This is a genomic window from Micromonospora cabrerizensis (assembly GCF_022230955.1).
Taxonomy (GTDB): Bacteria; Actinomycetota; Actinomycetes; order Mycobacteriales; family Micromonosporaceae; genus Micromonospora; species Micromonospora cabrerizensis.
In genome coordinates this window covers 1-11,047 of record NZ_JAKKFI010000006.1, presented here as the reverse complement: position 1 = coordinate 11,047, position 11,047 = coordinate 1, and the positions used below count along the sequence as shown (strand labels likewise).

The following is an 11,047-nucleotide window of genomic DNA, read 5'->3' as shown; positions in this document are numbered from 1 at the left end:
TCCCGCACCGACAGCTCCCGCACCGACAGCTCCCGTTCCGACAGCTCCCGCGCCGACAGCTCCCGTTCCGACTCCGCCCCGCCGGTCGGGCCCGGTTCCGACCCCGCCGCGCCGAGCGGCCACCCGCCCGTCCGCCTCCGCACCGACCGACGCCGCCCCGAAGGACGCCCGATGGACCAGCTGATCTCCGGCGCGACGCACGACCCGCACGCGCTGCTCGGCGCGCACCCCGCCGACTCCTCGACGACGATCCGCACGATGCGCCGGGGTGCCGGCGACGTGGTGCTGCTCGTCGGCGACGAGCGGCACCCGATGAAGCGGGTGCACGACGTGGGTGTTTTCGAGACGCAGGTCGAGGGCACCGTGCTCGACTACCGGGTGGAGGTCGACGGCACCGCGCACGACGACCCGTACCGCTATCCGCCGACGCTCGGCGAGCTGGATCTGCACCTGATCGGCGAGGGCCGGCACGAGCGACTGTGGGACGCCCTGGGCGCCCGGGTCTTCGACGAGGGCGTGGCGTTCAGCGTGTGGGCGCCCAACGCCCGCGGGGTCCGGGTGGTCGGCGACTTCACCGGCTGGGGGCCGGACGACGGCTGGCCGATGCGCTCGCTCGGCTCCAGCGGCGTGTGGGAGCTGTTCGTCCCCAACGCCCGGGTCGGGGCCCGCTACAAGTACCGGGTGCTGGGCGCCGACGGGCAGTGGCGGGACAAGGCCGACCCCATGGCCGCGTACGCGGAGGTGCCGCCGGCCACCGCCTCGGTCGTGCACCACTCGACGTACCGGTGGAACGACGCGGACTGGCTGGCCCGGCGGGCCGAGCGACAGCCGCACCAGGAGCCGATGAGCGTCTACGAGGTGCACCTCGGTTCGTGGCGACCCGGGCTGAGTTACCGCGAGCTGGCCGACCAGCTCACCGCGTACGTCAGTGAGTTGGGCTTCACGCACGTGGAGTTCCTGCCGGTGATGGAGCACCCGTTCGGCGGTTCCTGGGGTTACCAGGTCACCGGCTACTACGCGCCGACCTCCCGCTTCGGTGACCCGGACGAGTTCCGGCACCTGGTCGACCGGCTGCACGCCGCGGGCATCGGCGTGATCCTGGACTGGGTGCCCGCGCACTTCCCCAAGGACGAGTGGGCCCTCGGCCGCTTCGACGGCACCCCGCTCTACGAGCACCCCGACCCGCGCCGCGGCGAACACCCCGACTGGGGTACGTACGTCTTCGACTTCGGCCGCAACGAGGTGCGCAACTTCCTGGTCGCCAACGCGCTCTACTGGTGCGACCAGTTCCACGTCGACGGGCTGCGGGTCGACGCCGTCGCCTCGATGCTCTACCTGGACTACTCCCGCAACCACGGCGAGTGGGCCCCGAACAAGTACGGCGGCCGGGAGAACCTGGAGGCCATCGCGCTCATGCAGGAGGTGAACGCGACCGTCTACAAGCACCACGCCGGTGTCGTGATGATCGCCGAGGAGTCCACCGCCTGGCCGGGTGTCACCAGCTCCACCGCCGAGGGCGGGCTGGGCTTCGGGTTCAAGTGGAACATGGGCTGGATGCACGACACCCTGCTCTACACCTCGAAGGACCCGATCTACCGCCAGCACCACCACCACCAGCTCACCTTCTCCCTGGCGTACGCCTGGAGCGAGAACTACGTGCTGCCGATCAGCCACGACGAGGTGGTGCACGGCAAGGGCTCGCTGGCCGGCAAGATGCCCGGCGACACCTGGCAGCGGCTGGCGAACGTGCGGGCGCTGTTGGCGTACATGTGGGCGCACCCGGGCAAGCAGCTGCTCTTCATGGGCTCCGAGCTGGCCGACGACCGGGAGTGGAGCGAGGAGCGCGGCCTCGACTGGTACCTGCTGCACGACCCGGCCCGCGCCGGCGTGCACCGCCTGGTCGGCGACCTCAACCGGGTCTACCGGGACACTCCGGCGCTCTGGGCACAGGACACCGAGCCCGCCGGGTTCCGGTGGATCGCCGGCGACGACGTCGCCAACAACACCGTGTCGTTCGTCCGGATCGCCCCGGACGGCTCGACGCTGGTGTGCGTGGCGAACTTCTCCGCCCAGCCGCTGCACGACTACCGGATCGGCCTGCCGGCCGGCGGCACGTGGACCGAGGTGCTCAACACCGACGCCCACCACTACGGCGGCTCCGGGGTGGGCAACCTGGGTGAGGTACGCGCCGAGGACGTGCCGTGGCACGGCATGGTCGCCTCGGCGGCCCTCCAGGTGCCGCCGCTGGGCGTGGTCTGGCTCCGCCAGGGCTGACCCATGACGGCCGGCGTCTGCGGCGCTCTGCCGGTTGGTCGAGGCGGTCAGTCGAGGAACGCGGCGATGTCAGCGGCTATCTCGTTCGGGTACTCGCCGTTGATGGCGTGCGACGCGTCCGGGTAGGTCTTCACGGTGCCCCGGGGCAGGGACCGCTCCGCCAGCTTCGCGGCCTCGCCCGCGTCGTGCAGCCGGGACTTCCCCGCCATCAGGACGAGCACCGGGACGCCGACCGCCGCGAGTTGGTCCTCGGACGGCCGTGTCGGGGCGGACAGTTTCACCACGTACGCCTGCATGCCGGCCTCGATCATCCGGGCGACCGGTACGTCCTCCACCGGTGCGCCGTTCGCCGTCCAGCTGGCGAAGCTGTCGCGCCAGGACCGAGGCGCCCAGCGGACGCTCACCGGAATGGACCGCAGCACCACCTCAGTCGACAGGTCGGCGAAGACCAGGACCGGATCGAGCAGTACGACACTGCCGACCTTCTCCGGCCGGTGCACTGCGAGGTTCATCGCCGTCCAGCCGCCGAACGACACGCCGACCAGGTGGATCGTCGGCTCGGGTAGCGCCAGCAGGACCTCGTGCAACCACTGCGCGTGGGCGGTCGTGTCCTTGACGGGGCGCTGCTGGATGCTCATGCCCGGCTCACCGAGCAGGTCGACGGTGTAGACGTCGCGCGACCGCAGCAACGATGGCAGGTTGTCCGCCCAGACCGGTGACGCCGACGCCCGGCCGGGCAGAAGCAGCAGGGGCGCGGCTGCCGGGTCGGTGCCGCCGCTGAAGTGGTAGAGCCGTACGACGCCGTATCCGGTCCGGACGTCGAGGGTGCGGTCGGGCTCCGGCAGGTCCGCCATCGCCTCCGCGTAGGCACTGACGAAACGATCCTGGGACTCTGCCGACGTGAAGTAGCCGACGGGTGCCGGGTCGCGCAGCGCGTACGCGATCGCCACCGTGATCACCGCGAGCACCGCGGCGGCCCGGATCAGGAGCCGCCGATGCGCCGACAGGAACCTGCCCATCCTCCGCACGACATTCACTACCATGAGGTCAGATTACTAACCGCGCGGTAGAAAATACAACCGTTAGGTCAGAGAATGGTGGGCGAGAGGGCCGGTACGGTAAGCGGGTGCACCCGAACGACGCCACGTCAGCGCAGGTCCGCGCCGCCAAGCCCCTCACGATCACCGAGCAGGCGCGACGGGCGCAACTCATCGGCGTGACCATCGACCTGGTTGCCCGGCACGGCTATCCGGGCACCTCACTCGCCCGGATCGCGGAGGCGGCCGGCATCTCCAAGGCCGCCGTCCTCTACCACTTCCCCTCCAAGGACGCGGTCGTGCGGACCGCCTACGCCTCGGTCCTGGAGTCCCTCACCGAGTACGTCGGCGCCGCAGTCGGGTCGCGCTCCGGTGCGTCCGCGGTGGAGGCCTACGTCCGGTCCCTGGTGGCGTACCTGCGGGACCACCCGGACCACACCCGGATGATCGTCGAGGCGTTGAGCGAGGACACCGGCATCGGTGACACGCCGAACGCGCGCAGTCGGCGGGAGGCCGTCGCCGGTCTGATCGACGCGGCGCGGGCGGCCGGCGACTACCGACCCGACATCGACCCGCAGGCCACCGCCGTCATCGTCAACGGGGCCGTCGACGCGATCGTGTCGGAGCGCCTGGCCGATCCCGACTTCGACAGCCGCCACGCAGCCGAGGAACTGGTCACCATGCTTCGCCGGTCCCTCGGCACCGGATTGCAGGACGCCGGGAATCCGTCGTCCTGATCCTGGCGTCGCGGACTCCGGGGGCTCGTTGCCCGGCGACACCGGGCCGTTGGTCACTCCCGACGGGCATGGGGACTCCACGGCAGGGTCACCAGATCCACCAGAAGCATCCGACCGAACCGGACCTGCCGCTGCACCGCACCTCTCCCGAGAGGGTTGACCGAGAAGTGAGCTGCCTGAATCGCGCCCGTCACGAGCGCCAGGAGCAAGGCACCACCGAAGACCGCAACAAGTGGAACGACCACGACCACCGAAGCCAGGTGGCCGATGACGTGGTTGGCGCGCAGCACCTGGGCCAACGCGGTGAGGACACCAGCCAGGAACGCCAGCCGCCAGGACAACACGTGCAACCGGTAGGACGTGCGACGCCTGGTCGCGGTCACCTGCTCATCGGGCGTCTGGCTGCTCCTCACAGGACACGGACCAACGAGGGTACGAGCAACGCGAAGACCGACCAGCCACCCACCACCCACAGCAGATGGCGCCGCCAGGTAACCGCGCTTTCCGGGTCGTCCTTGCCGGCTGCGAGGGCAACGCGCTTCCCATAACTGTCGATCTTGCTGGCTGCTCGATGGGCGCCCGGATAGCCCATCAGGCGGCCGACAACAGAGGGCTGGAACGCGTAGCAGTGGACGTCCTCGCCACCCCTGACCCTGACAACGAGGCCATGCTCCGCGACGACCTCCTGGACGCGACTCCACGGTATCGCGGTCGACAGTCCCGGGTTGACCACCAGCAGGGCGGCCGGAGTCACCTTCACGTAGGAGAACATGGCGGCGAGCGTGACGAGGTGACAGAGGCCGACGAAGAACGCGGCGACCAGCAACAGGTCACCCCAGCCGTTCGCCGGGTTCCCGCTGAACATCACCATCATGAATCCGAACGCGGCCCACAGCGTCAGACCGCCGAACCACGCACCCCAGTTCCTCATCGGCATCAACGCCGGGCGACCTCCGCTCATGATCCTGCGCCCGCTGGTCGGCCGCCGCGCAGGCGGCAGTAGCGGGGTGCCCCGAGGAGCGCCCGGGTCAGGTACACCAGGGCGGTCAGGCCGCTGATGACGGCAACGATCCACCCCACCTTGCCGGTGAGCAGCACGCCCATCTCCAGCCACGAACTGGTCGGTCTGCCGTACGAGCAGTCGGTGAACCCTTTCCTGTCACGGCATCCCTCGCGCAGCACGAGCGACCGACCCTGGTCCTCAGGGGTGACGATCGAGCGCTCGATCCGGGTCTTCCGGACAGCGCCGCCGGCTCCGGTCACGGCGGCGTCGCACTCCCACCAGTAACCGAAGCCTTGCTTGCTGATCGGACCGAGCTGCTGGCAGGTGCCGACGACCACGCGCACCGAGCGCTCTCCTGGCCCCTTGTAGACAGCCCCGGTGCCGGGGAAGTGGCTGATAACGGTCATGATCCCGAGAAGGACCACCAGCCCGCCCAGAGCCAGCAGGGCGGCAACGCCGACCGAACGCAGGCGGTAGCCGGTCGGCCCCAGGGTCTGCCAGAGTCGCAGCTCGCGGTCCCGGATCGCGGGGTCCATGGGGCTCATCCCCCTCGTCGAGACACGGAACGACGGCCCTTGGCACGGCGGTTGACCCAGGCGTAGTACCTCGGGACGCCCACCACCGTCCGCAGGAGATACAAGCCCGTGCCCAGGAGCAGCAGGAGGACCAGGGCGGTCCGCATGATGCCCAACGCCGCCAGTGCCAGCGCCCAGATTCGCCACGCCGGGCGACCGTACCGACAGTCGGTGTTGCCCTTGCCGTAGCAGACCTCGCGGAACTCGACCGGACTCCCCCGGTCGTGAGGGGTGACGGTCGAGTGCCGCACCACGGTCCGCACCTCGCGGCCGTCGCTGGTCCGGACCGTGACCGCGCAGTGCCACCAGTAACCGAACCCGTCGCCGCTCACCGGACCGACTCGGCGGCATTCGTGGACTGTTGCTTCCGCTTGCTGTTGGGCAGGGGTGGACTTGTACGCTCCGGTGCCCGGGTAGAAGCTCACCACCGTGTCCAGCACGAGCGTCGAGGCGACGAGCGACGCAGCGCAGACAACCACGACCGCGAACTGCGTCAGGCGTCCCCAGAACGGCCCGCGCCTCTCGTACGCGGCGATCTGTTCGCCCTGCACGCGACCGGTCTGGTCCACGTCCCCGTCGTTCAGCGCCACGCGCCGCCGTCACCGACGTCGGCCGCACCCGAACCAGTTCCGGTGACCCGAATGGCCTGCCTGACCTGTCGAACTGTCTCGTCCCGACAGGGAACGGCGTCGCGCACCTGCCAGACGAAGCCCGGACCCGTGGGGAGGACGGCGCAGAAGGAGACGGTGTCGCCGTACCGGGAACTGATCGTCAACCGCGCGCCGGACGCGGGTTCGGCGGCCGTCACGTCCGGAAGGTTCATCGACTTGCCGCGAACCCAGGCCTCCGCAGGGTTGCGGATTTTCCAGATCCGAACTGGCGCGAAGAGCAGGCGGCTGGTGGTGAGGACGAGGAGGGCCCCGTAGGCGCTGAACACCGTTGCACCAATGGGGAAGTATCCCCGCTGGGTGAACAGAACCGTTTCGTCGGGCGCCAACCGTGGTTGCACGTATCGCACCATCCACCCCCGCTCCGGCCTCCCGCACCCAGGCGGGTCGGATGGGACCGTAGCGCAGCACGGCAAGCCGCCGGGCGGGCAGGCCCGGCCGGGACCCGTGGGGTTGCGTCGGGCCTAGACGAGGCCGGCGTCGCGGAGCAACTGCCACAGGCCGGCGCCGTCGGGCGCGGAGAGCCACTTCTGCCCCACCGGCCCCGCCGACGACGCGCCCGCCGGGGCGGGCAGGCTACCGGCCAGCACCGACTGCGTCGGCGAGAGCCGACGGATCGCCACCCCGGCGACGTTCTCCGGGTGGGCCGCGGCGAACTCGCGGTAGATCTCCTGGTCGTGCTGCCCGTCGTCGCCCACCAACAGCCACTTCACGTCGGGAAACTCCTTGGCCATCCGGGCCAGGGTGACCCGCTTGTGCTCCCGCCCGCTGCGGAACCACCGGTCGGCGGTCGGCCCCCAGTCGGTCAACAGCAGCGGCCCGGCCGGGTAGAGGTGCCGGGACAGGAACCGGGTCAGCGTCGGTGCCACGTTCCACGCGCCCGTGGACAGGTAGAAGACCGGGGCGCCGGGGTGCGCGGTGACCAGCCGCTCGTAGAGCACGGCCATGCCGGGCACGGCGTTGCGGGCGTGCTCGTCGAGCACGAACGTGTTCCATGCGGCGAGCAGCGGTCGGGGCAGCGCGGTCACCATCACCGTGTCGTCGATGTCGGAGATGATGCCGAACTTGACCTCCGGGTCGAGGATGCGCACCGGCGCGTCGACCGGCTCCGCGTCCGGCACGCTGAGCCGGACCGTGCCCCAGCCGGGTGGTAGGTCGGCCTCGACCAGGGTGTCGACGAACCCGCTGCGGTCGGCCTGCGTCTCGTGCCGCACCCCGCCGGCCTCGATGGTCACGGTGACATGCTTGTTGGGCAGCGTGGTGAAGCTGCGCCAGCCGCGGACCTTGTCCAGCCGGCCCCGCTGGCGGGTGTCCGGACGGCCCAGCAGGACCCGGCACATCACCCGCACCCAACCGGGCGCGCCATAGCCGGTGTACGCGACGATGTTGACCCGCCACCCGGTGCGCCGCAGCCGACGCTGGACGAGCTGGTGCACGGCGTCCTCGATCCGCGCAGCCCGGTGCAGGTGCGGAACGGCCAACTGGCCGGCGGGAGTGGGTGGCACGCGCCAACCCTGCCACACGTCGACACCCACGGCCACGTGAGCCGACCCGGGCCGGGGCGAGCCGACCCGGGGCCGGGGCGAACCGGCCCGGCCACCGGGAGCCGGACCAGCCCACCCCGGCTGCGCCGATCCAGCCCGGCGACCCCGCCGAACGTGAAACACTCCGTCGGGACGACGACGGGGGCGTGGTCGTGTCACTTCCAGAGCAGCACCGTGGGCGATGGCGCCCGCGACTCGACCGGCCGGCGCTCGTCGCGCTGCTGTTCGGGCTGGCCGGTGTCGCCTACCGGCTGGTCCTGACCCTGTTCACGGTGCCGGTGTCGAACAGCGACGAGGCGACCTTCGGTCTCGCCGCACTGCACATCGGGCAGGGCCGGGAACGCCCGGTCTTCCTGTACGGCCAGCACTACATGGGGATGTTGGAGTCGTACCTGGCCGCGCCCCTGGTGGCGGTGGCCGGGCCGAGTTGGCCGGTGCTGCGCCTGCCGATGCTCGCGCTGTACGCGCTGTTCCTCTACCTGATCCACCGGCTGACCCGCCGCCTGTGCACACCCTGGTTCGCCACCCTCGTCGTGGGCCTGCTCGCGCTCGGCGGGGAGCGGGTGGTGCGCGACCAGATCACGGTGGTGGGTGGCCGGCCCGAGGTGAAGCCCGCGGTGCTGCTGATGCTGCTGATCACCGTGGGGTTGGCCGCCGGAACGGTCCGCCGCCGACGGCTCGCGGTCGCGGTGTTCGGCCTGCTCGTCGGGCTGGCCGCCTGGTCGGACTGGCTGATCCTGCCGTACCTGGCGGTGGCCGGGCTCGCCCTGGTGTGGGCGGTGCGGCGGGAACTGCTCGGCTGGTCCGGTCTGCTGCTGGTGGTGGGGGCCGTCGTCGGGGTGGCGCCGATGATCCTCGACAACCTGCGGGCCGGGCCCGGTGAGGACTCGCTGTCGGTGTTCCGCGCGGTCAGCACCAAGGCCGGGCCGCTGCCACCGTGGTCCGACCGGATCCGGGGCGGTCTGCTGGAGGGGGTGCCGTTGGCGCACGGGCTCTGCCCGGTGGGCGGCTGCGGCCGGTGGCAACAGTGGTTCGGCGTGTTGTACCCCGTGCTGCTGGTGGTCGGCGCGGTCCTCGCGGTGCTCGCGTACCGTCGCGCGGCGGCGACGCCGCGCGGGGAGCGGGTCGGGCCGGTCGTGCAGCTCGCGCTGGTCGCCGGCGCCGCGTTGACCCTGCTGTCGTACGTGCGCAGCCCGCTCGCCGCGACCAGCCCGCTGGACAACGCCCGGTACCTGTCGGTGCTGCAACTGTCGCTGCCGGCGGTGCTCTGGCCGCTCTGGGTGGCGGCGATGGCCTGCTGGCGGGGCACGGTCGGGGCGCTCGGCCGGCTCACCGGCGCGCTGTCCACGGCGGTGCTGGCCGCGCTGACCGCGACCACGGTAGTGATCACCGTGCTCTTCGCGGCCACCGGCACCGCCGCGTCCCGAACCGAGGAGCGGGAGGCCCGGGAGTTGGCCGCCGCGCTCCGTGCCGACGGACCCCACGAGGTGTACGGGGACTACTGGACCTGCAACCGGCTGATCTTCAACACGGACGAGACGGTGGTCTGCGGGGTGCTGGACGGCGACCTGTCCCCCGGGCAGAACCGCTACCGGCCGTACTGGCGGCAGGTCGGGCGGGCCGAACGACCGGGCTACGTGGTGGAGGTCGATTCGCCGATGGATCGGCGGCTGCGCCGACTGCTCGCCGAGCGTGCCGACACCGCACTCGTGCGCGAGGTCGGCGGCTATCGCGTGTACCACCCCGACACCCCGGTGCGACCCTGGCGGTAGGGACGGGTCGTACGCTGGCCGGGCCGGCGCGTGGGGCGCCGTCGTCGCGCCCGTCGAGGAGAACCATGCTCATCCTGCTGCCGCCCTCGGAGGGGAAGGCCGACGCCGGCACCGGGCGGCGCTGGGCCCCGGACCGGGTCTCGCTGCCCGAGCTGAACCCCGCCCGCGAACGGGTGCTGGACGCCCTGGTGGCGCTCTGCGCCGGGCCGGACGAGGAGGCCGCGCGGGCGGCGCTCGGGCTCAGCGACGGCCAGCGGGGCGAGCTGCGCCGCAACGCCCGACTGCGGGAGGCGGCCACCGCGCCGGCCGAGCGGCTCTACACCGGGGTGCTGTACGAGGCGTTGGACCTGGTCTCGTTGCCGGCTGCGGCGCAGCGGGCGGCCCGCCGGTCGATCATGATCAGCTCCGGGCTGTGGGGCACCGTCCGCCTCGCCGACCGGATCCCCCCGTACCGCTGCCCCGTCGGCGCTCGCCTGCCGGGCGTCGGGGCGTTGTCCGCGTACTGGCGCAGGGAGCTGACGCCGGTGTTGGACGCCGCCGCCGGTAAGGGCCCGGTGCTGGACCTGCGCTCCGGCGCGTACGCGGCCATGTGGACGCCGCGCGGGCCGCTGGCCGAGCGGACCGTCACCGTGCGGGTGCTGCACGAGCGGGAGGTGGACGGCGTGCCGGTCCGGTCGGTGGTGAGCCACTTCAACAAGGCGACCAAGGGACGGCTGGTCCGCGACCTGCTCGTCGCCGGCGCCCGACCGCGCACCGCCGACGAGGTGGTCGCCACGCTGAGCGAGCTGAAGCACACCGTCGTGGAGCAGACCACCGCGCCCGGCCGGGTTCGGCAGGTCGATCTGGTGGTCACCGACCTGTAGGGGTGCCACGGCAGCCGCAAGATTTGCTCAAGGCTGGGCCGGACGTGTTCCGTAACGGCGACGCAGGAGCCACGGTAGGGGAACCCAGACTCCGACAAGGGAGCCTTCGTTGACCCTCGAACCCGCCCTGCTCGACCGGCCCCGCTCCCCGGGGCCGCCACCTCCGTTGGACTGGCTGACCCTGGGTGACGCGTTCGAGGCCGCCTGCCTGCTGCGCTGCACACCGCCGCCGACCGCCGCCCGGCCGAGCGCGGCACGCCTGGCGCACGCGCCCGGGGTGGAGTTCAACCGGGAGGACGCCGCGCAACGGACGCGGCAACTACTCGCCCGGCTCGACATCCCGGTGACCCACGAGGTCGTCGTCGGTGGTCTGCGTCGCCGCTACGAGCTACACCGCCTCTGGGTGCCGCAGGAGCACCGGGAGGCGTACACCCGGGTGTTGGACGCGGGCTGGTGGCAGGGGCGGCGTGAGCTGCTCGGCGGGCCGCTGCCCGGTGCCTCGCCGGCGCGCCGGCGGTTGGTGGGCCGGCTCGCGGCGGCGGCCTGGCGATCGGCGCTGCTGGCCGCCGGGCGG

General features: G+C 71.8%; 12 protein-coding genes. 5 read left to right on the top strand and 7 right to left on the bottom strand.

All coding sequences use genetic code 11. The features are described 5' to 3' along the window. The first annotated feature begins 171 nt into the window (after window positions 1-171). Window positions 172-2,274 carry a 1,4-alpha-glucan branching protein GlgB gene (glgB, locus tag LADH09A_RS01165; protein WP_238642865.1) on the top strand — a complete coding sequence of 701 codons (2,103 nt, stop codon included), beginning with the start codon at window positions 172-174 and terminating at the stop codon, window positions 2,272-2,274. Window positions 2,275-2,321: 47 nt separating this feature from the next. Here the strand turns inward: glgB and LADH09A_RS01160 are convergent, their stop codons facing one another. After that, entirely contained in the window at window positions 2,322-3,293 is a 972-nt protein-coding gene (locus tag LADH09A_RS01160) for an alpha/beta fold hydrolase (protein WP_238642864.1), read from the bottom strand. Between the two features lie 107 nt (window positions 3,294-3,400). On the opposite strand from LADH09A_RS01160, the gene LADH09A_RS01155 reads away from it, so the two are divergent. Then, on the top strand, window positions 3,401-4,048 hold the full coding sequence (locus LADH09A_RS01155; protein ID WP_238642863.1) for a TetR/AcrR family transcriptional regulator: 648 nt from the start codon (window positions 3,401-3,403) through the stop codon (window positions 4,046-4,048). Between the two features lie 53 nt (window positions 4,049-4,101). Here LADH09A_RS01155 and LADH09A_RS01150 read toward each other — a convergent pair whose 3' ends face one another. From LADH09A_RS01150 to LADH09A_RS01125, 6 genes are all read right to left on the bottom strand, one after another. Continuing rightward, window positions 4,102-4,431 carry a hypothetical protein gene (locus tag LADH09A_RS01150; protein WP_238642862.1) on the bottom strand — a complete coding sequence of 110 codons (330 nt, stop codon included), beginning with the start codon at window positions 4,429-4,431 and terminating at the stop codon, window positions 4,102-4,104. A gap of 26 nt (window positions 4,432-4,457) precedes the next feature. After that, on the bottom strand, window positions 4,458-4,985 hold the full coding sequence (locus LADH09A_RS01145; protein ID WP_238642861.1) for a hypothetical protein: 528 nt from the start codon (window positions 4,983-4,985) through the stop codon (window positions 4,458-4,460). A 20-nt stretch (window positions 4,986-5,005) separates the two neighbouring features. After that, a complete protein-coding gene (locus LADH09A_RS01140; RefSeq protein WP_238642860.1) occupies window positions 5,006-5,587 on the bottom strand; it encodes a DUF6346 domain-containing protein in 582 nt (193 codons plus the stop codon). 5 nt (window positions 5,588-5,592) lie between these two features. Then, window positions 5,593-6,216, bottom strand: a complete 624-nt coding sequence (locus tag LADH09A_RS01135; RefSeq protein ID WP_238642859.1) for a DUF6346 domain-containing protein — start codon at window positions 6,214-6,216, stop codon at window positions 5,593-5,595. Beyond that, on the bottom strand, window positions 6,207-6,635 hold the full coding sequence (locus LADH09A_RS01130; protein WP_238642858.1) for a hypothetical protein: 429 nt from the start codon (window positions 6,633-6,635) through the stop codon (window positions 6,207-6,209). Before LADH09A_RS01130 ends, LADH09A_RS01135 begins: the two co-directional genes overlap by 10 nt. 123 nt (window positions 6,636-6,758) lie before the next feature. Then, complete coding sequence (locus tag LADH09A_RS01125; RefSeq protein ID WP_238642857.1) at window positions 6,759-7,799, bottom strand: App1 family protein phosphatidate phosphatase; 1,041 nt, start codon at window positions 7,797-7,799, stop codon at window positions 6,759-6,761. 191 nt (window positions 7,800-7,990) lie between these two features. Here LADH09A_RS01125 and LADH09A_RS01120 point away from each other — a divergent pair, with 191 nt between their 5' ends. From LADH09A_RS01120 to LADH09A_RS01110, 3 genes are all read left to right on the top strand, one after another. Next, window positions 7,991-9,610, top strand: a complete 1,620-nt coding sequence (locus tag LADH09A_RS01120) for a glycosyltransferase family protein (RefSeq protein ID WP_372492201.1) — start codon at window positions 7,991-7,993, stop codon at window positions 9,608-9,610. A gap of 65 nt (window positions 9,611-9,675) precedes the next feature. Then, a complete protein-coding gene (gene yaaA / locus LADH09A_RS01115) occupies window positions 9,676-10,473 on the top strand; it encodes a peroxide stress protein YaaA (RefSeq protein ID WP_238642855.1) in 798 nt (265 codons plus the stop codon). A 109-nt stretch (window positions 10,474-10,582) separates the two neighbouring features. Next, window positions 10,583-11,047, top strand: a 465-nt coding sequence (locus LADH09A_RS01110; RefSeq protein ID WP_238642854.1) for a hypothetical protein, incomplete at its 3' end; no start/stop codon positions are given.

Coding starts and splice junctions, on each gene's coding strand:
- LADH09A_RS01140 (WP_238642860.1), bottom strand. CDS start 5,587: ATGGACCCCGCGATCCGGGACCGCGAGCTGCGACTCTGGCAGACCCTG.
- yaaA (WP_238642855.1), top strand. CDS start 9,676: ATGCTCATCCTGCTGCCGCCCTCGGAGGGGAAGGCCGACGCCGGCACC.
- LADH09A_RS01145 (WP_238642861.1), bottom strand. CDS start 4,985: ATGCCGATGAGGAACTGGGGTGCGTGGTTCGGCGGTCTGACGCTGTGG.
- LADH09A_RS01160 (WP_238642864.1), bottom strand. CDS start 3,293: ATGGGCAGGTTCCTGTCGGCGCATCGGCGGCTCCTGATCCGGGCCGCC.
- glgB (WP_238642865.1), top strand. CDS start 172: ATGGACCAGCTGATCTCCGGCGCGACGCACGACCCGCACGCGCTGCTC.